Source organism: Enhydrobacter sp. (genome assembly GCF_030246845.1).
Classification (GTDB): domain Bacteria; phylum Pseudomonadota; class Alphaproteobacteria; order Reyranellales; family Reyranellaceae; genus Reyranella.
The window spans coordinates 5,233,507-5,255,233 of sequence record NZ_CP126889.1; the positions used below are offsets into that span (position 1 = coordinate 5,233,507).

The following is a 21,727-nucleotide window of genomic DNA, read 5'->3' on the forward strand; positions in this document are numbered from 1 at the left end:
CCGAGACATGACCGTCGAGACCGTACGCGCCTTCCTCGCCAGCCACGCCCCCGATATCGAGATCGTCGAGCTCGACGGCAGCACCGCGACGGTCGAGCTGGCCGCCAGGGGACATGGCGTGACGCCGGCGCAGATCGCCAAGACGCTGTCGTTGCGCATCCGCGATCGCAATCTTCTGGTCGTGACCTGCGGTGACGCGCGGCTGAACAACCGCAAGGTAAAGGACGTGCTGGGCGGCAAGGCGAGCATGCTCGCGGCCCCCGACGTGCTCGCGCTCACGAGCCATCCGGTGGGCGGCGTCTGCCCGTTCGGGCTCACGACGCCGCTGCCCGTCTACTGCGATGTCTCGCTGCAGGCTTTCGACGAGGTGCTGCCGGCCGCCGGCTCGGCCAACAGCGCGTTGCGCATCGATCCGAAGCGGCTGGCGACGCTCGTCGGCGCCGAGTGGGTCGATGTATGCGACCGCGGCTGAGCGGACAGGACCGTTGATCGACGGTCAAACGGCGCTAAGCTCGGCGGCATGAAGCGGACCCTCCTCATCGCCCTTCTCGTCGCCGGCTGCTCGAGCAGCAATCTCGAGACCTCGCGTGGCCCCAACGGCGAGACCATCACCGGCAATGCCGTGTCGGTTCAGGTCACGAACGCCACGAACGCGCAGGCCGCCTTCTCGCTGGCCGAGAGCTACTGCCGCGACAAGCGGCGCGCCGCGCGCTTCGTCGCCCAGACCGGCACGACCGCCGCGTTCGATTGCGTGAAGACCGAATAGCGTCCTGTCCGGCGCCTCGGCATCAGCTCTTCACCGTCAAGTCCACGGCACGCGCCTTGTGCGCGTAGACGTCGATCCTGGCCCACATGCGGCCGCGCACGACCTGGTCGGCTTCCTCGGCGGTCGTGAACGGGCCATGCCAGACCATGGTTTCGGGGATGGGCTTGTTCCAGTTGGCCCGGCCATTCTCGATCTGATACTCCGCCTCGAACACGAACCACATGCGCCGCTCCGCGATGGCTTCGCCGCACCCGCAGAGCACGGCTGACGCCGCTGCATACACCGGCCGCCGCGACCGACAAAGCGTCAGGGCTTGCCGGACAGCAGCCGCTCGGTGAGCGCCTGGCAGGCGACATCCCTGGCGTCGCCGATCACGGGATGCGGGATTGGAACCTTCACGGCGATCACGGGCTTGCGGATCTTGCCTTTCACCGTCACCGGCCCGTGCAGATCCAGGAGATCGAATTTCTTGGGATCCGTCGTGATGGTGACATCGACGACCTGAGATCGCAGACCGACCCGGCCCTCGACATGCAGGACCGACTTCTGCGTATCCAGAACGGTCTTCTCGAAGGTCGCCGTGCCCCGCTCGATGTCGAGGCGGCCTAACGCGCAGTGAATGGGAATGCGGTGATCGCCCGTCACGTAGAGCACCAGTGCATCGACGATCTGCAGGCCGGCGAGGCTGACCATCAGGTCGCTGACCGAGCCGCCGGCCATCGCAAGCGCGACCTGGCCGTTCGCCCCGCCCATGATCTCGGCCAAGGAGCGGCCGGCGCCGGCGATCGAGACTCGTCCCTGGATCTTGCCCCTGGTGGCATCGAAGAAGCGCGAGCCACGGAAGAAGGCGCCGAAGTCGAGGTTCCTGAGCGCAAGGTCGGCACGCACTCTCGGCGTGTCGGCGTGTGCGTCGACCCGGATCTCGCCACTGGCGCCGCCGCCGGCAATCGCCAGGTCGAGCGGATGGACCGTAGCCACGCCGTTCTCGACATGGACGCTCAGGGCGAGCGCCGTCACGGGAAGATAGGAAGGAGCCACGACACGTCTGGCGTCGAGCGAGACGTCCATGTCCATCGCTCTCAGGCGTTCGAAATGGAGCGGCACATCCGGGAACAGCTCGCCCTCGGCCTCGAGTTTCCGTTCGGTCGCGGCCTGCTGCTGCGAGACGTTGCCGCGCTTGCCCGGCGAGGCGCCGACGACCGGCGCGAGGTCGGCAAAGGCGAGATGCTGCGAGACCAGCCGGGCGGTGAGATGCGAAGGCGTCCGGCGCTCGTCGATCGCGATGTCACCGGCGAGGTCGCTGTCACCGACGTGCCAGGTCGATCCCGTCACCTTCCAGATGCCCGGCTCACGATCGAGGCGGCCGGTGATGCGATAGGGTGAGGTGCGCGGGCCCGGAATGCCGAGCAAGGGATAGACGTCGGCGAGGTTCGGGCCGGCGAGCGTGATGTCGACGTTCGCCCCCTTCCACTGGATCGGGTCCTGCAACGTGCCCTTCACCGTGAGCCTGGTCGCGCCGTAGGCGATGTCGAGAGCGACCGGATAGGGCTTGTCGGTCTGCCGCAGCATGAGCGCCGAGCCGCCCACGAAATGCGCCTCGAGCGGCTGGTTCTCGAGCTTGCCGGCAAGATCGAGCTTTGCCTCGGGCTGGCCGCCGGCCTCGCCTGTCGCCGTCGAGATCGTGCCGCCGAGCTCGATCTTGCGCTCGAGGTCGCTGTAGCCCACGCGCCCGTCGTCGATCTCGAGCCGGCCGACGAGCGGCGTCTGGTGCCGCTCCCTGGGCGCCACCGCCTTTGCCGCCCCCACCGTCACCGGGCTCTGGCCGAAGTCCCAGTTCGTCTGGCCCTTGTCGTTGCGCTCGATATAGACCTCCGGCTTGCGCAGGGTGAGATGCGGCAGCACGAAATCGCCGCGCAGCAGCGGCCAGAGACGAATGTCGAAGTCGACTTCGTCGGCCTTCAGCATGTACGGGGCCTTGCCCCAGCTCGAATTGGCCACCTGGACGTTCTCGAGCCGCACGTGCGCCGTGCTGCCCCAGTCGATCCTGATGTCGCCGATGGTCGTCGTGCGGCCGGAGTAGGCGCTGGCGCGGCCTTCGACCTGGCTGCGGACCCAGGTGGAGGTCGCGAACAGGTAGAGCGCGCCAGCGGCGACCACCCCGAGCACGACGAGGATGCCCGCCGACCAGCCGAGGATCTTCGCGATGCGCGCCATGGCCTCCAACAGCTCTGCTCGCGAGGGCGAACGATCCGGCCGTCCGGCGGTTCCTCCGCGGGAGCCAATTGAGGCAACACGGGGGCGGCGAGCGTCGAATCCACAGAAACTTTTGCGGCCCGATTTCGTTGATTTCACCCGTTCGAAAGGAGAACGACATGATCAGGATCTCGATGATCGTCTCGGCCGCGCTGGCGCTGGCGGCATCGACCGCCATGGCGCAGACCAACGTCGCCTCCGCTCCTCGCGGTGACGCTGCCACTAGGATGCAGGTGCGCCCGCAGCAGGCCCAGGCGCCTCGCCTCGACGAGCGCGCGGCGAACACCTTCATCTTCGACGAGTACGGCAACGTCTATGACAGCCGCGGCGACATCATCAAGCCGCGGCCGCTGAAGCACTAGTCGCGCTTGCCTCAGGCCCTCGCCGCCTTCTGCTCTTCCGAGCGGTCGGTGGCGGGGGGCGGCGTGCGGGAGAGATCGGCGATCTCCGCCCGCAGCGCCGGCGTCATGTCGACATCCACCGCGGCCAGCGAAGCTCCGAGCTGCTCGACATTGCGGGCGCCGACGATCGGCGAGGTCACGGCCGGGTGTGAGCCGACCCAGGCGATTGCCGTGCTGACCGGATGCAGGCCTTGCTGCCGGCAGAACGCGACATACTTCTCCGCCACCTCGACCATCCACGGCTCGCCATAGCGGGACTCGTACATCTTGTTGGTGCGCAGCCGGCCCGAGGCCTGGCCGAAATACTTGCCCGACAGCAATCCCGCCGCACCCGGACTGTACGGCGTCACGCCGAGGCCGTTGGCTTCGGCCATCGGCAGGATTTCGACCTCGGCCTGGCGCTTCACGAGATTGTACATCGGCTGCAGCACCTGCAGCCTCGCCCAGCCGTGGCGCTCCTCGATATCGACCGCGCGCTGGATCTGCCAGGCCGCCCAGTTGCTGATCGCCGGATAGACGACCTTCCCCGACCGCACGAGATCCTCGAGCGCCCGCATGGACTCCTCGATCGGCGTCAGCTTGTCCCATTGATGCAGGAACAGCACATCGATGCGGTCCGTCTGAAGGCGCTTCAGGCTCGCCTCGACCGCGCGGGCGATGTGGCGGCGGGACAGGCCGCGCGCATTGACGTCCGGGCCGGTCGCATTGAAGCACTTGGTGGTGAGCACCAGCTCGTCGCGATGCCCCTTCATCAGCCGGCCGAGGATCTCCTCCGACTTGCCGTTTGCGTAGGCATCGGCGCAGTCGAAGAAGTTGATGCCGGCGTCGCGGCACGCCTTGTACATGGCCGCCGACATGGGCTCGTCGGCGTCCCCGCCGAACGACATGGTGCCGAAGCAGAGCTCGGAAACGGTGAGCCCGGTCCGGCCGAGAAGCCTGGTTTTCATGCCAGGCCTTCTAGCACGCAGGCCCCGCTGCATCCGGCAGGCAAAAGAAAAAGCCCCGCCTTAGGTGTGTGGTGGGGTTGGCGAGGCTTTGAAACACACACTCAGTTGTCGGACTCGAATCGTAGCCGTCGTAATTTCCCGTCTTCGATCAACCTGTTATGCCATCTTCCTAATCTAATATAAGAGATAACTCAAGTAACTCGTTACTTTCACACATTTAAGTAAATCGTTGATTTGACATGTCTTTCCGGCTGTGACCCCTGTGACAATTCTGTGGTCAAAGTCCTTGACGCAGGTGCGAATTGGCCCCATTGTGCGGGCGTTCGGCGAGACGTTCTACCTTTGGGGGGACGAAGCCCGGGAGGCTTATATTATTCATAGTTTCCGCCGGACAATGGATGGTGCTCTCCCAGTATTTTGAGGGCCCGCAATTTTGTTACTTCTATTTGATCAAGTGCCGCCTCCCGGGCGACCTCCCGATTTCGCTTCTCGAACACTGCACCTCCGCTGCGGCTGGCCTCCAGCCGGAAAAGCCCTACCCTCCCGGCGCGCATGGACGAGGCCTACGATTTCATCGTCACCGGCGCCGGATCGGCGGGGTGCGCCGTCGCCGGAAGGCTGAGCGAGGACGGCCAGCATCGCGTCCTGCTGCTGGAGGCCGGGCCGCGCGACATCTACCCCTGGATCCATATCCCGCTCGGCTACCACAAGACCTTCAACAATCCGCGCGTGAACTGGATGTTCGACTCCGAGCCCGAGCCCGAGCTCAACGACCGCATCCTGTACCAGCCGCGCGGCAAGGTGCTGGGCGGCACCAGCTCGATCAACGGCATGGTCTATATGCGCGGCAACGCCGCCGACTACGACGAGTGGCGGCAGCGCGGCTGCGAGGGCTGGGACTACGAGTCGGTCTTGCCCTATTTCAAGCGTGCCGAGGACAATGTGCGCGGGGCCGATGCCTTCCACGGCACCGGCGGACCGCTCAAGGTGAGCGACCACCGCTGGCAGCCAACCCTCGCCCGTGCGATGCACGACGCGGCCGTGCAGGCCGGCATCCCGGCCAATCCCGATTTCAACGGCGCCCGCCAGGAAGGCGTAGGGTACTACCAGACCACCATCGACAAGGCGCGCCGCTGGTCGAGTGCGCGCGCCTATCTCGGCAATGCGCGCCGACGCCGGAACCTCACGATCGCCACCGGCGCCCATGCCACGCGCATCCTGATCGAGAAGGGTCGCGCGGTCGGCGTCGAGTATCGGACCCTCGCGGGCCTCGTGCGGGCCACTGCGCGGCGCGAGGTGATCGTGTCGGGCGGCGTCTACGGCTCGCCGCAGCTCTTGATGCTCTCGGGCCTCGGTCCGGCCGAGCACCTCAGGCGGCACGGCATCGCGGTGGTGCGCGACATGCCGGGTGTCGGAAGCCATCTGCACGATCACTTCAACACCTACGTCGCCTATCGTTGCGCCGAGCCGGTCACCATGAACGATCTCGCGATCAGCCTGCGCCATCGCCTGAAGGCGGTGCTGCAGTACGCCTTCGGCCAGACCGGGCCGCTCGCCAGTATGGGCCTGTTCGTCGGCGCGCTCGTGCGAAGCGACAAGCGGCTGGAGCGGCCGGACCTGCAGATCAACATGTTCGCCTGGGCGGTGAAGGAGCGGAACCGCAACGGCGTCGTGCCGCAGCCCTTCTCCGCCTTCGGCCTCAGCCCCGTGCATCTCAGGCCCGACGGTCGTGGCACGGTGCGCCTCAGGTCGCCCGATCCATTGGCAGCGCCCGAGATCCGCTTCAACTTCCTGAAGAGCGCCTACGATTTCCAGGCGCTGATCGAGGGCATGCGGATCTGCCGCGAGATCGCGCGCCAACCGGCGCTGAGGCCGTTCGTCGTCGAGGAAATCCTGCCCGGCCCCCATGTCGTCGGCGAAGCCGATCTGAGGGCGGATATCCGCGCGCGCGGCGTCTCCAACCTCCATCCCGTCGGCACCTGCCGCATGGGTCGCGAGGTCGACGCCGTGGTCGATCCGCAGCTCCGCCTGCTCGGCATCGCCGGCCTGCGCGTCGCCGACGCCTCGATCATGCCGACGATCGTCGCCGGCAACACCAACGCGCCCTCGATCATGATCGGCGAGAAATGCGCCGATATGGTGCGGGCCGCCGCGCGATAGCGTCCACGGCATCCCACCGAAGATCCTCCCGTCGCCGGCTGCCGGCGCTGGACAGAAGCGGCACCCGCGTCGTTAGATGATCCCGGGGAACGGCCCGGCAACCTGGGGATGCGGCCGTGAGACGAAAACTGACGCGCGGATCGGTGTGGGGGGCGCTGGCCATGGCATTCGCCCTGGCAAGCCTCATTCATTGGCGGCATGAAGTCCAGCAGGTGGCCTATCAGGCTGCGGCCGGCGCCGCGCGATGGGGAAAGGCCGGCAGCGCCTTCCTCGTCCTGCTGGTTCTCGCGATCGCAGGACTGGTGCTTCTCTACGCGGCTTCGTGGATGGCACGGCGCCTTGTCGCACCCGGCCTCGGCTGCACCTTCGACAAGCTCACGCCCGAGCAGAAGCGGTTCCTCGGTGTCCAGTTCATGAGTGGCCTGCGCCGCGTCGAGGTGCCGCTCATCACGACCCGCCAGCGGTGGTTCGAGAGCCTGGTGAGCCTGCGCTACGTGGAACGTCGCGAGATCCCGCTGCAGCCGGATCAGACCCGGCCCTACGACCTGCCCGGAACGATGCCTTTCGAGGTGACGGCGGCCGGCTGGCGGGAGCTGCGCCGGAACCTGGCGCGCGACGGGACGGCGGCTGGCCGGGGCCTCGGCACCGGCGCGGCCGGGTGGTGACCGCACGCCGCGGGCGGGCCGGGTTTTGTCGCACCGAAAACACATGTCGATGCTTGGATGCACGCCGGGCTTCGCTATTGTCCGCGGCGACGGATGTTCAATCTCCATTCCATAATCGACTTCATAACGGACTTCGGCGATCAAGCCGTCATCCTGCCGCTGGCGGCGGCCATCGCCCTGATCTTCCTGGTGTCGGGCTGGCGTCGCGGCGCCCTCGCCTGGACGGTTGCCGTGGGCGCCACGCTCGGCCTGATGCTGGTGCTGAAGCTCGCCTTCCTCGCCTGCGGCCATCTGATCCCCGCGGCGGGCATCGTGAGCCCGAGCGGGCACACGGCGGCGGCGGCCGTCGTCTATGGCGGGCTGGCGGGCATCGTCATGCGGTCGGTCACCAGCAACAGATACTGGCTGATCGCCTGCACGCTGGCCGTCGCCGTGCTCTGCGCCATCGTGTTCGGCGCGTCGCGGCTCAGCCTCGGCGTGCATTCGCCGGCGGAAGTGCTGGCCGGCGGCATGATCGGCGTGGGCGGCGCCGTCTCCTCCACGGCGTTCGCCGGCGTCCCCTCGCCCAGGGTCCGGCTCTGGCACGTGCTCGCGGTCGGGCTCGTCATCCTGATCCTGCTGCATGGCACGCACCTGCCGGCGGAGGACACCATCAAGTCGATGGCCTTCACCTTCTGGCCCTTCTCCGCCTGCCGTTGACTGTGGCCTGCCGGCCACACCGGCGAAGGAAGTGAAGGAGGGATCGCAACGTCCCTCGAAGGTCACTCGCCGTCCTCTAGAATGCGGCGAAAGAATGAACGCCACGCCCGTCTCTCCCCCGGAGACCAACAATGGCCAACTACGATCACATTCACGACGACAACATCGTGCCGCTGTTCGAGGACATCCTGATCCGCCGGCGCGACCACCGGCTGGCGGTGGGCCGGCTCGACGGCCTCAGGGCGCGGCTGCGGCGCGCCTGGGGTCTGGCGCTCGTCTGGCGCCGTGCTGGCTGAGGTCAGGCGCCGTCGGGGTAGCTCGCAATCTCGACGAGATTGCCGTCCGGATCGTAGCAATAGACGGAGGTCATCGGCCCCAGCGCCCCGATCTGCTGCGAAGGACCGCGCTCGATCTTCACGCCGCAGGCCTCGAGATGCGCCATCACCTCGTCCGGCCGCTGCCGGGTGATGAAGCAGAGATCGAGCGCGCCGGGGCCGTCGTTCTCGACCGACCACCAGTCCTTCTTGCCGCTCGGCCGGACGTTGAACTTCTGCCGGCCGAACTTCAGCGCCGTATGCCGATAGTCGCCGAACTCCTCGCGCGTCATGCCGAGCACACGCTGGTACCACGCCACCGTGGTCTCGACGTCCCGGCAGTTCAGCACGATGTGATCGACGCGATCGATGGTGATGGGCATGGCCATGCCTCCTTGTGTCAAGCCGCCCGCTCGACCTCGACCAGATTCGTGTTGTAGGTCGTGGCGCCGCAGGGGGCGGAGCGGTCGGCGGTGAGCGCGTTGGCGCAACCGCTCGTGTCGGTGCCGCGGGCGTCGGGCGTGAACCAGGCGCCCTCCTTGATCGAGACGACGCCCGGCGCGATGCGCGCCGTGACCTTGACCGGCAGCCGCGTCGATCCGCGGTCGTTGAAGACGCGGACCATCTGGCCATCGGCGATGCCACGCGCCGAGGCATCGGCCGGGTTCATCCAGATGTCGTCGGGATCGACGCGCGCCAGCAGTGGCTGGTTGCCGTGGATCGAATGGGTGCGCGCCCGCGACTTGGGACTGCAGAGCATCAGCGGATGGCGCGGCTCGGGCCCATGCGGCTCGATCCAGGTCGGGATCGGCGGGATGCGGCCGAGACCGTAGGGGTCGGGCCTGGCCGCGAGCGTCATGGAATAGATCTCGATCCTGCCGGAGGGGGTCGTGAACGTGTGGTTCTCCGGATCGCGGATCTGCGCGGCGAAGGCGACGGCGTCGTTCGGCGGCGCCAATCGCGCGACGCCGTTCTCCGCGAAGGCGTCGAAGTCGTCGATCGCGTCGCGCGTGAGCTCGCGCAGCCATTCCTCCTCGCTGCGGTCGTTGTAGTCGGCGATACCGACGCGGCGCGCGAGCTCGGCGAAGATGTCGATGTCGTTGCGGCATTCGTACATCGGCGCGATCGCCTGCTTCATGTAGATCGCGTAGTGCCCCGCGCCAGCCCACGGCGTGTGCACGTCGTTCCGCTCCCAGAAGGTGGTCGCCGGCAACAGGATGTCGGCATGGCGCGCGGTCGGCGTCACGAAGTGGTCCTGCACGACGATCAGCTCCACGCCATCCAGCGACGCCGCCATCTTGTTGGCGTTGGGGCACTGGTTGAAGAGATCGCCGCCGGCCGAATAGATCATCCGGATGTCGGCCGGATAGCCGCCGGCCCGGCCGCGCGCCAGCAGGTCGGCCAGCAACGGCGAGGAGACGCGGGCGTCGATCGGATTGTCGCCGGTCGGCAGGCTCCGGATGCCGCAGCGGCCGGTGGCGCCGTTGCTGACGCCGGAGTTGCCGCCGGCGATGCCGACATTGCCGGTGATGGCGGCGAGTGCATAGGCGGCGCGATGGAACTGCTCGCCGAACGCCGTGCGGCCGGGCGCATAGCCGCACTGCAGGGCCGCAGGCTTGGCTGTGGCGAACTCGATCGCGAGGCGCCGGATCGTCTCCGCCGGGATGCCGCAACGCGCCTCGGCCCATTCCGGCGTCTTCGGCACGCCGTCGCTCTCGCCCATCAGGTAGGCGCGATAGGAGGCGCCGGCCGGCGCGTCCGCTGGCAGGTGCGCCTCGTCGAAGCCCAGCACGTGGCGATCGCAATAGGCCTGGTCGTGCAGGCCCTCGCTCACGATCACCTGGGCCATCGCGATCAGCGCGGCCGCGTCGGTCGAGGGCCTGATGAAGATGTGCTCGTCGGCCAGCGCCAGGCTGGTGCGCGTGCGCCGCGGATCGACGCAAACGATGCGCACGCCCTTCTTCCTCGCCTCCTTGAGATATTGCAGCGTGCCGGTACCGAAGGTGCCGTCGCCCGGGCTCCAGCCCCACATCAGGATCAGCTTCGAGTTCACGTAGTCGGTCGGCTCGCGGCCGGCGCTCTTGTACTCGGCCCTGGCGCCGAAGGTCATGCGCACGGCGAAGATCTCGGCCTCGGCCGACATGTTCGACCAGAGATCGGTGCAGCCGCCGAACTTGTAGAAGAAGCGCTTGGCGACGCCGCCGCCGTGCAGCATCGAGAGGCTGCCCGAGCGCGAGGCGTTGAGGATGGCGGCGTTGCCGTGCTCGCGGCGGATGCGCAGCATCTCGCGCGCCACATGGTCGAGCGCCTCGTCCCACGAGATCCGCTCGAATTGCCCGGCGGCGCGCGGGCCGGTGCGCCGCATGGGATATTTCAGCCGGTCCGGATGATAGACCCGCTCGATCTGTCCCACGCCACGGGCGCAGGCATGGAGCGCCGGCAGCTCCGGCCGCCAGCGCGCCGGGTCGGTCGAGATTTTGACGATGCGGCCCTCGACCACATGAGCGTTCACCACGCACCGTCCGCCGCAATTGTGCCCGCAGGTGCTGGTGACCACCGTCTCGCCCGCCCGGCCGGGGCGGCGCGGCCTCTGGTAGATCGTCTGATCCGGCATTCGTCGCGACCTCTTGCGCAGAGCGAGGTTAGCGCGTCATGTCTCGCGGCGTCACCCTCCGCGATCAGGCCGTCTCCGCGAACAGCTCGCGGCCGATCAGCATGCGGCGGATCTCGCTGGTGCCGGCGCCGATCTCGTAGAGCTTGGCGTCGCGCAGCAGGCGGCCCGTCGGATAGTCGTTGATGTAGCCGTTGCCGCCCAGGAGCTGGATCGCGTCGAGCGCCACCTGGGTCGCCTTCTCGGCGGCGTAGAGGATCGCGCCGGCGGAATCCTTGCGCGTCGTCTGGCCGCGATCGCACGCCTTGGCCACGGCATAGACGTAGGCCTTGCAGGCGTTCATGGTCGTGTACATGTCGGCGAGCTTGCCCTGCACGAGCTGGAACTCGCCGATCGGCTGGCCGAACTGCTTGCGCTCGTGGACATACGGCACCGCGATGTCCAGCGCCGACTGCATGATGCCGAGCGGCCCGGCGGCCAGGACGGCGCGCTCGTAGTCGAGCCCGCTCATCAGCACGTTCACGCCCTTGCCGACGGCGCCCAGCACGTTCTCCTCGGGGATCTCGCAATCCTCGAACACCAGCTCGCCGGTGGAGGAGCCCCGCATGCCCATCTTGTCGAGCTTCTGCGCCACCTTGAAGCCCTTGCGGTCGGTCTCGACGATGAAGGCCGTGATGCCGCGCGGCCCGGCCGCGGGATCGGTCTTGGCATAGACCACGATCACCTGCGCGTCGGGGCTGTTGGTGATCCACATCTTGGTGCCGTTCAGCACATAGCGGTCGCCCTTCCGGTCGGCCCGCAGCTTCATCGACACCACGTCGGAGCCCGCCCCGGACTCGCTCATGGCGAGGCTGCCGACATGCTCGCCCGAGATCAGCCTGGGCAGGAAGCGCTTCTTCTGCTCGTCGCTGCCGTTGCGGCGGATCTGGTTGACGCAGAGGTTGGAGTGCGCGCCGTAGCTCAGCCCCACCGCCGCCGAAGCGCGGCTCACCTCCTCGACCGCCACCACGTGCTCGAGATAGCCGAGCCCCGCCCCGCCGTATTCCTCCTCGACCGTGATGCCGTGCAGGCCGAGCGCGCCCATCTTCGGCCAGAGTTCGCGCGGGAAGCGGTCGGTCCTGTCGATCTCGGCCGCGATCGGCGCCACCTCCTCCGCGGCGAAGCGCTGGATCTGGTCGCGCAGGGCGTCGGCGGTCTCGCCCAGCCCGAAATCGAACGGCGGCATGGCATTGGGGATCATGTCTGTTTCCTAGGACGGTTTGTCGGTCTTGACGTTGAGGCCGATCAGCTTCCATTCGCCGTCGGACGGAATGAACTCGAGGGCGAAGATCACGCGCATCGGCTCGGTCGGGAAGTAGCCGTTCACCAGCAGCTTGCCGTCCTTGTCGATGGCCGGCGCCGGCTCGTAGACCGGCTTCAGCGCCGCGACGACGTCGATGTCGATGTCCTGATCGGCGAATTTCCTGAAGATCTGCTTCAGCCGGTCGGGCGGGAACTGGTCGCGGAACGGCTTGGAAAGCTTGGCATGGAAGACGGCGTAGTTGCCGGTCACGTTGGCGTCGTTCCAGGTGAGCAGCGTGGATTTCACCAGCGCCTCGAGCGCGCGCTCGCTCGGCACCTTGTTCTGCGCCAGGGCGCCCGAGGCGGCGAGGAGCGTCAGAAGCAGCCCGGCGATTCCGGCGATGGCGCGCATGATTTCCCTTCCTCCTGCCGGTCACGATAGCGCGCCGTCTGCCGGAAGCGAAGCTTGCGCCGCAGGTTCAGTCCTCGGCCTCGGCGATGCGCTGGGCCTCGACGACGGAGAGCGCGGTCATGTTGAGGATGCCGCGCGCCGTCACCGAGGGCGTCAGCACATGCGCCGGCCGCGCGGTGCCCAGCAGCATGGGGCCGATATGCAGCCCGTCGGCGGCGGTCTTGAGCAGGTTGAAGGCGATGTTCGCCGAATCGAGCGTCGGGCAGATGACGAGGTTCGCCGCATGCCTCAGGCGCGAGTTGGGGAAGACATTCTGGCGGATCTCGGGATCGAGCGCGGCGTCGCCGTGCATCTCGCCGTCGACCTCGAGCGAAGGCGCGCGCTGGTGCAGGATGCGCACCGCCTCGGCCATCTTGCGCGCCGAGGGATGATCGGAGCTGCCGAACAGCGAATGGGAGAGCAGCGCCACCTTGGGCTGCACGCCGAAGCGCAGCACCTCGTCGGCCGCGAGCAGCGTGATGTCGGCCAGCGTCTCGGCGTTGGGATCGTCGTTCACGTAGGTGTCGGCGATGAACAGCGAGCGTGTCGGCATCACCAGCAGGCTGAGGCCCGCCATGTGCCGCACGCCCTCGCGTGTGCCGATCACCTGTCGCACATGGTTGAAGTGCGTGCGGAAGCGGCCGTAGGCGCCGGCGATCATGGCGTCGGCGTCGCCCAGCCGTACGGCGAGCGCCGCGATCAGGGTCGGGCTCGAGCGCACCAGGTTGCGCGCCGTGGGCTCGGTGACGCCGCGGCGCTCCATCAGGCCGTGATAGGCGCCCCAGTAACGGTTGTAGCGCGGGTCGCTGGCGGGATCGATGAGCTCCACGTCGGTGCCCGGCGTGAAGCGCAGCCCGAGCCGCTGGGCGCGGCGATGGATGACCTCGGGACGGCCGATCAGGATCGGCACGGCGATCCGCTCGTCGAGCATGATCTGGGCCGCGCGCAGGACGCGATCATCCTCGCCGGCGCTGAAGATCACCCGCTTGGGCGCGCTCCTCGCCTGCTCGAAGACCGGGCGCATGGCGAGGCCCGACTTGAAGACGAACTGGCTGAGCTGCTGGCGATAGGCGTTGAAGTCGGCGATCGGCCGCGTCGCCACGCCCGACTCCATCGCCGCCTTCGCGACGGCGGGCGCGAGCTCGACGATCAGCCGCGGATCGAACGGCTTCGGGATGATCTGGTTGGGCCCGAAGCCGCCGCCACCGGCATCGCCGAAGGCGCGCGCCACGACTTCCGACGGCTCCTTGCGCGCGAGCTCCGCAAGCGCCCGCACGCAGGCGATCTTCATCTCGTCGTTGACGATCGTAGCGCCGACATCGAGCGCGCCGCGGAAGATGTAGGGAAAGCAGAGGACGTTGTTGACCTGGTTCGGATAGTCGCTGCGCCCGGTCGCCATGATGGCGTCGTCGCGCACCGCGGCCACCGCCTCGGGGCTGATCTCGGGGTTGGGGTTGGCGAGCGCCAGGATCAGCGGCGCGGACGCCATGCGCGCCACCATCTCGCCCTTCAGCACGTTGGCAGCGGAGAGGCCGAGGAAGATGTCCGCGCCGCCGATCACCTCGCCGAGCGTGCGCGCCTCCGTGTCGCGGGCGTAGCGCTCCTTCCAGGGATCCATCAGCTCGTTGCGGCCCTTCCAGACGACGCCCGCAATGTCGGTCACCCAGATGTTCTCGCGCGGCAGGCCGAGCTTCTCGAGCAGGCCGAGGCAGGACAGCGCCGCCGCCCCGGCACCCGAGGCGACGAGCTTCACCCTGGCGATGTCCTTGCCGACCAGCGACAGGCCGTTCAGAACGGCGGCGCCGACGATGATCGCGGTGCCGTGCTGGTCGTCGTGGAACACCGGGATGGCCATGCGCTCGCGCAGCTTCTGCTCGACGTAGAAGCATTCCGGCGCCTTGATGTCCTCGAGGTTGATGCCGCCGAAGGTGGGCTCGAGCGCCGCCACGATGTCGACCAGCTTCTCCTGGTCGAGCTCGGCCAGCTCGATGTCGAACACATCGATGCCGGCGAACTTCTTGAACAGCACCCCCTTGCCTTCCATGACCGGCTTGGCGGCGAGCGGGCCGATGGCGCCCAGCCCCAGCACGGCGGTGCCGTTGGTGACGACCGCGACCAGATTGCTGCGGGCGGTGAGTTCGGCCGCGGTCGACGGATCGCGCACGATCTCGTTGCAGGCGGCCGCCACCCCCGGCGAATAGGCCAGTGACAGGTCGCGCTGCGTGGCCAGCGGCTTGGTCGGGACGACCTCGATCTTGCCCGGCCGGGGAACGCGGTGGTAGCGGAGCGCGCTGTCGGTGAGTTCGTCCGTCAACCTCGTCCTGCCCTCGCGCAACAAACAAAAAGGGCCGCCAGAATGGCGGCGGCTCGACAGCTACCTTTTCGATCGAACCGGCGAGTTTGGTGCGGCCAAGAAGACTCGAACTTCCACGCCTTTCGGCACTAGCACCTCAAGCTAGCGCGTCTACCAATTCCGCCATGGCCGCGCCGGATCGATGGGCCGGGGGGATACCAAATAGCCCTCGCAGTGGCAAGGCAGCGCTGGCGGGCTTGCGCCGGGCTGCCCGAGCGCCGATTCTGCCGACATGATCCCGCCCGAATGGCGCATATCCGACCGCCCCGTGCCATATGGGGAGGCGGTGGCCGAGATGGAAGCCCGTGTCGCCGACATCCGCGCCGGCCGCGCGCGCGAACTTTTATGGCTGCTCGAGCATCCGCCCCTCTATACCGCGGGCACCAGCGCCAGGGCCGCCGACCTGATCGAGCCGGCCCGCTTTCCAGTGCACGTCGCCGGCCGCGGCGGGCAGTACACCTATCACGGCCCCGGCCAGCGCGTGGTCTACACGATGCTGGATCTCCGGGCCCGCCGGCAGGATGTGCGGCGGTTCGTGTCCGACCTCGAGGAATGGATCATCCGCACCCTCGCCCGCTTCGGCGTCACGGCCGAGCGCCGCGCCGGCCGGGTGGGCGTCTGGGTCATGCGGCCCGACAAGCCGGCCCTGCCCGACGGCAGTCCGCGCGAGGACAAGATCGCGGCCATCGGCATCCGCATTCGCCACTGGGTGTCGTTCCACGGCCTGTCGATCAATGTCGAGCCGGACCTTTCGCACTATGCCGGCATCGTGCCCTGCGGCATCGCCGGCCATGGCGTCACGTCGCTGGTCGATCTCGGCCTGCCGGTCACCATGGCCGCCCTCGATGCGGCGCTGGCCGCGACGTTCGACGAGGTTTTCGCCTCGCCCTCGACGGTCAGGCCGTCGGCAGCCGCCTGAAGCCATCCGGCAGGATGTCGAGATCGACCGGCTCGACCTCGATCTCGTCCACGCGCGCGAGCGGCGGACCCTGCCGGCAGGCATCGATCATGGCGCCGACGGCGGCATCCTCGCCTACGATCAGAGCCTCGACCGCGCCGTCGCCACGATTGCGCACCCAGCCCGCGAGCCCGAGGCTTCGGCCGGTATCGACGACCCAGTCGCGGTAGCCCACGCCCTGCACCCGGCCTGTGATGGTGAGCCGCGCCTGCAGCGCCATCGTCAGCCCTTGCTCAGCAAGCCGGTGTCATCCCGAGCGCAGCGAGGGATCTTTGATCAGCGCTGCAAAGGATCCCTCGCTGCGCTCGGGATGACACGGCAATGGCTAAAGCCCATGGCTTGCTTTTTGTCAGCAGAGGCATCGCAAACCTCATGCGAATTCGAGGATCTTCTGGTCGACCTTCAGGTTGTCGCCGGGCTTGGCGTGCAGGACCTTCACCGTGCCGTCCTGCACGGCGCGCAGCACGTTCTCCATCTTCATCGCCTCGACGACGGCCAGCGCCTCGCCCGCCTTGACCTCCTGCCCCTCGCTGACCGCGACCGACGCCAGCAGGCCGGGCATGGGCGAGAGCAGAAATTTCGAGGTGTCGGGCGCGGCCTTCACCGGCATCAGCGCATAGAGTTCGGCCTGGCGCGGCGTCAGCACCAGCGCCTCGGCCTGGCCGCCGGCATGGATCAGCCGCCAGCCCGAGCCCGCGGTGTCGACCTGCACGACGACGGGCTGGCGGTCGATCGTCGCCCGCAACAGGGGCTCGCCGGGCGACCAGCCGGTCTCGATCTCGAGACGGCGCCCGCCGGTCTCGACCGTGAACTGGCGCCCGCTGCCCGCGATCGCCACCTCGATCGGCGCGCGGTTCAGCATGACGACACGCGCGTCGTGGACCGCACCGGCGCGATGGCCCTGGACGCGATCCGCCACGGCGGCGACGGCCGCCAGGATCGCGGGATCGCGCGGCGGCAGGTGCGCGGCCGAGAAGCCGCCCTTGAATTCCTCGGCGATGAAGTTGGTGGTGAGCCTGCCCGCGACGAAGCGCGGATGGGCCATCAGCGCCGCCAGGAACGGCACGTTGTGCGACACGCCGCGGACATAGAACTCGTCCAGCGCGCGGCGCATGCGCTCGATCGCCTGGTCGCGCGTCCTGCCGTAGGAGCAGAGCTTGGCGATCATCGGGTCGTAGAACATCGAGATCTCGCCGCCCTCGTAGACGCCGGTATCGACGCGCACGTCGGCGCCGGGCTCGGGCTCGCGATACTTCACCAGGCGGCCGGTCGAGGGCAGGAAATTGCGGAACGGGTCCTCGGCATAGAGCCGCGCCTCCATCGCCCAGCCGTCGAGCTTCACGTCCTTCTGCTGCAGCGGCAGCTTCTCGCCGGCGGCGACGCGGATCATGAGCTCCACGAGATCGAGGCCGGTGATCAGCTCGGTCACCGGATGCTCGACCTGCAGGCGGGTGTTCATCTCGAGGAAATAGAAGTTGCGGTCCTTGTCGACGATGAACTCGACGGTGCCGGCGCTCTTGTATTTCACCGCTTTCGCCAGCGCCACGGCCTGCTCGCCCATGGCCTTGCGCGTCCTGGCGTCGAGGAACGGGCTCGGCGCCTCCTCGATCACCTTCTGGTGGCGACGCTGGATCGAGCACTCGCGCTCCCAGAGATAGAGGCAGTTGCCGTGGCCGTCGGCGATGAGCTGGATCTCGATATGGCGCGGTTCCTCGACATACTTCTCGATGAACACGCGATCGTCGGCGAACGAGGATTTGGCCTCGTTGGTCGCCGAGACGAAGCCCTCCTTGGCCTCGTTGTCGTTGTAGGCGATGCGCATGCCCTTGCCGCCGCCGCCCGCCGATGCCTTGATCATCACCGGATAGCCGATCTGCCGCGCGATCTTGACCGCCTCGCCGGCGTTGGGGATGGCGGCGAGATGACCGGGCACGGTGCTGACGCCCGCGGCCTGGGCGAGCTTCTTGGACTCGATCTTGTCGCCCATGGCGTAGATCGCATGCGCATCCGGGCCGATGAAGGTGATGCCCGCCGCGGCGAGCGCCTTCTGGAACGCCTCCTTCTCCGACAAGAAGCCGTAGCCCGGATGCACGGCCTGCGCGCCCGTCTGCCTGCAGGCCTCGACGATCCTGTCGATCAGGAGATAGGACTGGGTCGCGGGCGGCGGGCCGATGAAGACCTTCTCGTCGGCCTCGCGCACATGCAGCGCGTCGGCATCGGCCTCGGAGTAGACGGCGACGGTCTTGATGCCGAGATGCCGGCAGGTACGGATGACGCGGCAGGCGATCTCGCCGCGGTTGGCGATCAGGATCTTGTCGAACAGCCTGCCCGGTGAGGATGTGGCCGTGGCCGCGTCGTCGTTCGGCGTCGTCTTCTTCGCGGCCTTGCTCTTGGCAGCCATGCTCACTTTCCTTCCTTGTTCCGGTCGAACAGGCCCATGGCCCAGGCGGTATGCGCGGCGATCAGAGGCATCCAGACGATCAGCACCCACAGCCACCACGGATAGCGGCTGGTGAAGATCGCATTGACGGCGATCAGCACCAGGAGCGCGAACAGGGCAACGATCACGTGCAGGCGCACCGAGCGGTTCCGGCGCATGCGCTCTTCCGGCGGCAGGCTCACAGCGGCCTCCTCACAGCGGCGGGTTCCCGTGCTTGCGCCACGGATTCTCGAGCTGCTTGTTCGCCAGCGTGGCGAGCGCGCGGCAGATCCGCCGCCGCGTGCCGTGCGGCATGATCACGTCGTCGATGAAGCCGCGGTTGGCGGCGACGAACGGATTGGCGAACTTCTCGCGATATTCCTCGGTGCGCGCCGCGATCTTGTCGGCGTCGCCGATGTCGGAGCGGAAGATGATCTCCACCGCGCCCTTGGCGCCCATCACCGCGATCTCGGCGCCCGGCCAGGCATAGTTCAGGTCGCCGCGCAGATGCTTGGAGGCCATGACGTCGTAGGCGCCGCCATAGGCCTTGCGGGTGATCACCGTCACCTTCGGCACCGTCGCTTCGGCATAGGCATAGAGCAGCTTGGCGCCGTGCTTGATGATGCCGCCGAATTCCTGCGCCGTGCCGGGCAGGAAGCCCGGCACGTCGACGAAGGTCACGATCGGGATGTTGAAGGCGTCGCAGAAGCGCACGAAGCGCGCGCCCTTGCGCGAGGAATCGATGTCGAGGCAGCCCGCCAGCACCATCGGCTGGTTGGCGACGAAGCCCACGGTGCGGCCCGCCATGCGCCCGAAGCCGACCACGAGGTTGCCCGCCCATTCCGGCGAGAGCTCGAAGAAGTCGCCCTCGTCGGCGACCTTCAGGATCAGCTCCTTGATGTCGTAGGGCTTGTTGGGATTGTCCGGCACCAGGGTGTCGAGCGAGAAATCGTCGCGATTGGCCGGATCGTGCGTCGGCCGGACCGGCGCCTTCTCGCGATTGCTGGCCGGCAGGAAGTCGACGAAGCGGCGCAACTGCAGGAGCGCCTCGACGTCGTTCTCGAACGCGAAGTCGGCGACGCCCGATTTCTGCGTGTGGGTGAGCGCGCCGCCCAGCTCCTCCTGGGTGACCGTCTCGTGCGTCACGGTCTTCACCACGTCCGGGCCGGTGACGAACATGTAGGAGCTGTCCTTCACCATGAAGATGAAGTCGGTCATGGCCGGCGAATAGACCGCCCCGCCGGCGCACGGGCCCATCACCATCGAGATCTGCGGGATGACGCCGGAAGCGAGCACGTTGCGCTGGAACACGTCGGCATAGCCCGCCAGCGAATCGACGCCCTCCTGGATGCGCGCGCCGCCCGAATCGTTGAGGCCGAGCACCGGCGCGCCCACCTTCATGGCCATGTCCATGATCTTGCAGATCTTGGCGGCGTGCATGCCCGACAGCGCGCCGCCGAACACCGTGAAGTCCTGGCTGAAGACATAGACCAGCCGGCCGTTGATCGTGCCGTGGCCGGTGACCACGCCATCACCCGGCACCCTCTGGCCTTCCATGCCGAAATCGATCGAGCGGTGCTCGACGAACATGTCGTATTCCTCGAACGAGCCGGGATCGAGCAGCACATCGATGCGCTCGCGCGCCGTCAGCTTGCCCTTGCCGTGCTGCGCCTCGATGCGGCGCTGCCCGCCGCCCAGCCGCGCCGCGCTCCGACGCCGCTCGAGCTCCTCCAACATCTTCTGCATTCAGAAACTGGCCCTCCATGGCCCGGCTGGTTTTAGAGCCAGTCCGCGCGCCTTGTCATCCCGCGCGTCCGTGTTCTCACCGCAGGAACCGCCTCTCGTTCTCCTTCACCTTGCTCATGCCCTGCAACTCGAACACCTCGTCGACGGTGGCGATGTCCGATTCGACGCCGTGGATGCCGCCGTCCTGGCGGATCCGGGCGAAGGTCTTGCGCATGGCGCCCACGGCGGCGCGGATCGCATGGTTGCCCCAGATCAGCAACCCGATCTTCTTCAGCTCGCGCACCCGCGCCACGGTCATCTGCGGATAGGCCGTCGGCACCAGGGCGACCGGCACCGCGCCGTCCCAGGCCTGCACGAAGGCCTCGATCTCGTCCGGCGTCTTCTGCCTGGAATGGACCAGGATCATGTCGGCGCCCGCGGCCTCGTAGGCCCGCGCGCGCTTCAGCGCCTCCTCCTGGCCGAGACCGGCGATCAGGGCCTCGGTGCGGGCCACGATCACGAAATCCCTGTCGCGCCGCGCCGTGCGCGCGGCATCGATCTTGCCCTGGAACTCCTCGACGCGGACCATGTCCTGGCGGCCGCCCGCGATCAGGCTCGTGACCTTGGGGAAGCTCTTGTCCTCCATCACGATCGCCGCGGCGCCCGCGCGCTCGTACTGCTCGACGGCATGGAGCACGTTGATCGCGTTGCCGAAGCCCGTGTCGATGTCGGCCACGACCGGCAGGCCCGAGCGCTCGACCATGGCGCGCGTCATGTCGAGATGCTGGGTCATCGACACGATGCTGACGTCGGGCACGCCGTACATCGCCGAGAGCTCGAAGCCGGAGGCCCAGATCGCATCGAAGCCTGCCTCGGCGGCAAGCATCGCCGAGAGCGGGCTGTGCGCCGCCATGGCCTCCACGAGGCCCTTCCTCGCCAGGACCTGGCGGAATGTCGTGCCCGCGCCCATCATTCTCCTCCCAATCGCGTCTCTTCCAGCAGCGACAGGAAGCGCGCCGCCGCGTCGATGTCCTTCCGGATGCCCTTGTGACGCTCGGCGGCGATCGGATCCTCGCCCCAGCGCTCGATCTGGTACAGCTCGTCGAGCTCGGCCGCGTCGAATGCCTGCCCGGCCGAGAGGCGGCCCTCCGCCACCGCAAGCGCGATGACCAGCGAGCCGGCGATGTGCGTCAGGTTGTAGAGCGCCGACAGGGCCATGTCGCTGTGCGCCGCGACCGCGCCCCGCAGCGCGGTGACCGAGTCGGCCGGCTGGTCGACGAAGCTCGTCCCCGACACCACGACCAGCCGCGCGCCATAGCGCTCGGCCGCCCAGTCGAGCAGGGCCTGCCAGGTGTCGTGCTGGCGCTTCACCAGGCTCGCAGGATCGGTGGCGCGATAGCAGAGCAGGTCGGAGCCGGCATACCTCGCCGTCTCCTCGACCACGCGCGCGCGCTGCGTCGTCACGCGGTCGAGGCCGGTCGCGGCGAGCCGGGTGAGCGGCAGATGGGCGACATTGATCTCGGCCCCGTCCGGCACCTCGTTCCATTCCGCCGCGATGGCCTCGGCGAGCGCGCGCGTCGGCGCGAGCAGGATCGACTTGGCGGGAGTGCGCATCGGGCGGCCGTCGAGCAGGATCCGCCAGCCGCCGTCCGCCGGCTCGATGCCGGTCTGCCTGTAGAAGCGCTTCATCGCGACCGGCTTATACGCCGCGAGCGCGCCTCGAC

At 68.0% G+C, this 21,727-nt stretch carries 22 protein-coding genes and 1 tRNA gene; 8 read left to right on the forward strand and 15 right to left on the reverse strand.

Translation table 11 applies throughout. The features are described from left to right. Positions 1-7 precede the first annotated feature (7 nt). Positions 8-472, forward strand: a complete 465-nt coding sequence (locus tag OJF58_RS26010) for a YbaK/EbsC family protein (RefSeq protein WP_300780783.1) — start codon at positions 8-10, stop codon at positions 470-472. A 48-nt stretch (positions 473-520) separates the two neighbouring features. After that, complete coding sequence (locus OJF58_RS26015) at positions 521-766, forward strand: hypothetical protein (RefSeq protein ID WP_300780785.1); 246 nt, start codon at positions 521-523, stop codon at positions 764-766. Positions 767-788: 22 nt separating this feature from the next. On the opposite strand, the gene OJF58_RS26020 is transcribed toward OJF58_RS26015, so the two are convergent. Next, on the reverse strand, positions 789-989 hold the full coding sequence (locus tag OJF58_RS26020) for a hypothetical protein (RefSeq protein ID WP_300780786.1): 201 nt from the start codon (positions 987-989) through the stop codon (positions 789-791). A gap of 83 nt (positions 990-1,072) precedes the next feature. Continuing rightward, positions 1,073-2,980, reverse strand: coding sequence for an AsmA family protein (locus OJF58_RS26025; protein ID WP_300780788.1), 1,908 nt, complete (start codon positions 2,978-2,980; stop codon positions 1,073-1,075). A 158-nt stretch (positions 2,981-3,138) separates the two neighbouring features. Between OJF58_RS26025 and OJF58_RS26030 the strand changes: the two genes are divergently transcribed. Continuing rightward, complete coding sequence (locus tag OJF58_RS26030) at positions 3,139-3,381, forward strand: hypothetical protein (RefSeq protein WP_300780790.1); 243 nt, start codon at positions 3,139-3,141, stop codon at positions 3,379-3,381. Positions 3,382-3,392: 11 nt separating this feature from the next. On the opposite strand, the gene OJF58_RS26035 is transcribed toward OJF58_RS26030, so the two are convergent. Further along, positions 3,393-4,367: an aldo/keto reductase gene (locus tag OJF58_RS26035; protein ID WP_300780791.1), complete on the reverse strand. Its 975-nt coding sequence runs from the start codon at positions 4,365-4,367 to the stop codon at positions 3,393-3,395. Between the two features lie 552 nt (positions 4,368-4,919). Between OJF58_RS26035 and OJF58_RS26040 the strand changes: the two genes are divergently transcribed. The 4 genes from OJF58_RS26040 (at position 4,920) to OJF58_RS26055 (ending at position 8,187) form a co-directional block, all read left to right on the forward strand. Beyond that, entirely contained in the window at positions 4,920-6,527 is a 1,608-nt protein-coding gene (locus OJF58_RS26040; protein WP_300780792.1) for a GMC family oxidoreductase N-terminal domain-containing protein, read from the forward strand. Positions 6,528-6,643: 116 nt separating this feature from the next. Next, the gene (locus OJF58_RS26045; RefSeq protein WP_300780793.1) at positions 6,644-7,192 is read left to right on the forward strand and encodes a hypothetical protein; all 549 of its coding nucleotides are present in this window, start codon (positions 6,644-6,646) and stop codon (positions 7,190-7,192) included. Between the two features lie 57 nt (positions 7,193-7,249). Next, positions 7,250-7,891: a phosphatase PAP2 family protein gene (locus tag OJF58_RS26050; protein ID WP_300780795.1), complete on the forward strand. Its 642-nt coding sequence runs from the start codon at positions 7,250-7,252 to the stop codon at positions 7,889-7,891. Between the two features lie 131 nt (positions 7,892-8,022). Beyond that, positions 8,023-8,187: a hypothetical protein gene (locus OJF58_RS26055; protein ID WP_300780796.1), complete on the forward strand. Its 165-nt coding sequence runs from the start codon at positions 8,023-8,025 to the stop codon at positions 8,185-8,187. A gap of 2 nt (positions 8,188-8,189) precedes the next feature. On the opposite strand, the gene OJF58_RS26060 is transcribed toward OJF58_RS26055, so the two are convergent. The 6 genes from OJF58_RS26060 to OJF58_RS26085 form a co-directional block, all read right to left on the reverse strand. Then, positions 8,190-8,588: a VOC family protein gene (locus tag OJF58_RS26060; protein ID WP_300780797.1), complete on the reverse strand. Its 399-nt coding sequence runs from the start codon at positions 8,586-8,588 to the stop codon at positions 8,190-8,192. Positions 8,589-8,605: 17 nt separating this feature from the next. Further along, complete coding sequence (locus tag OJF58_RS26065) at positions 8,606-10,819, reverse strand: molybdopterin-dependent oxidoreductase (protein ID WP_300780799.1); 2,214 nt, start codon at positions 10,817-10,819, stop codon at positions 8,606-8,608. 64 nt (positions 10,820-10,883) lie between these two features. Next, positions 10,884-12,056 (reverse strand): isovaleryl-CoA dehydrogenase, encoded by a 1,173-nt coding sequence (locus OJF58_RS26070; protein WP_300780800.1) that lies wholly within the window; start codon positions 12,054-12,056, stop codon positions 10,884-10,886. Positions 12,057-12,065: 9 nt separating this feature from the next. Continuing rightward, the gene (locus tag OJF58_RS26075) at positions 12,066-12,509 is read right to left on the reverse strand and encodes a hypothetical protein (RefSeq protein WP_300780802.1); all 444 of its coding nucleotides are present in this window, start codon (positions 12,507-12,509) and stop codon (positions 12,066-12,068) included. A 67-nt stretch (positions 12,510-12,576) separates the two neighbouring features. After that, on the reverse strand, positions 12,577-14,862 hold the full coding sequence (locus OJF58_RS26080) for an NADP-dependent malic enzyme (protein ID WP_300780804.1): 2,286 nt from the start codon (positions 14,860-14,862) through the stop codon (positions 12,577-12,579). 87 nt (positions 14,863-14,949) lie between these two features. Then, positions 14,950-15,034 (reverse strand) — tRNA-Leu (locus tag OJF58_RS26085). A 99-nt stretch (positions 15,035-15,133) separates the two neighbouring features. Between OJF58_RS26085 and lipB the strand changes: the two genes are divergently transcribed. Then, positions 15,134-15,820: a lipoyl(octanoyl) transferase LipB gene (gene lipB, locus OJF58_RS26090; protein WP_300780806.1), complete on the forward strand. Its 687-nt coding sequence runs from the start codon at positions 15,134-15,136 to the stop codon at positions 15,818-15,820. On the opposite strand, the gene OJF58_RS26095 is transcribed toward lipB, so the two are convergent. The 6 genes from OJF58_RS26095 to OJF58_RS26120 form a co-directional block, all read right to left on the reverse strand. Then, the gene (locus tag OJF58_RS26095) at positions 15,798-16,079 is read right to left on the reverse strand and encodes an acylphosphatase (RefSeq protein ID WP_300780807.1); all 282 of its coding nucleotides are present in this window, start codon (positions 16,077-16,079) and stop codon (positions 15,798-15,800) included. The two genes, lipB and OJF58_RS26095, sit on opposite strands and share 23 nt — an antisense overlap. Before the next feature lie 150 nt (positions 16,080-16,229). After that, entirely contained in the window at positions 16,230-18,182 is a 1,953-nt protein-coding gene (locus OJF58_RS26100; RefSeq protein ID WP_300785403.1) for an acetyl/propionyl/methylcrotonyl-CoA carboxylase subunit alpha, read from the reverse strand. 80 nt (positions 18,183-18,262) lie between these two features. Continuing rightward, positions 18,263-18,481 carry a 2TM domain-containing protein gene (locus OJF58_RS26105; protein WP_300780809.1) on the reverse strand — a complete coding sequence of 73 codons (219 nt, stop codon included), beginning with the start codon at positions 18,479-18,481 and terminating at the stop codon, positions 18,263-18,265. Between the two features lie 10 nt (positions 18,482-18,491). Next, positions 18,492-20,024: an acyl-CoA carboxylase subunit beta gene (locus OJF58_RS26110; RefSeq protein WP_300780810.1), complete on the reverse strand. Its 1,533-nt coding sequence runs from the start codon at positions 20,022-20,024 to the stop codon at positions 18,492-18,494. A 76-nt stretch (positions 20,025-20,100) separates the two neighbouring features. Beyond that, a complete protein-coding gene (locus OJF58_RS26115; protein ID WP_300780811.1) occupies positions 20,101-20,973 on the reverse strand; it encodes a phosphonopyruvate hydrolase in 873 nt (290 codons plus the stop codon). Next, complete coding sequence (locus tag OJF58_RS26120) at positions 20,973-21,692, reverse strand: ATP12 family protein (protein ID WP_300780812.1); 720 nt, start codon at positions 21,690-21,692, stop codon at positions 20,973-20,975. Before OJF58_RS26120 ends, OJF58_RS26115 begins: the two co-directional genes overlap by 1 nt. Positions 21,693-21,727: the final 35 nt, after the last annotated feature.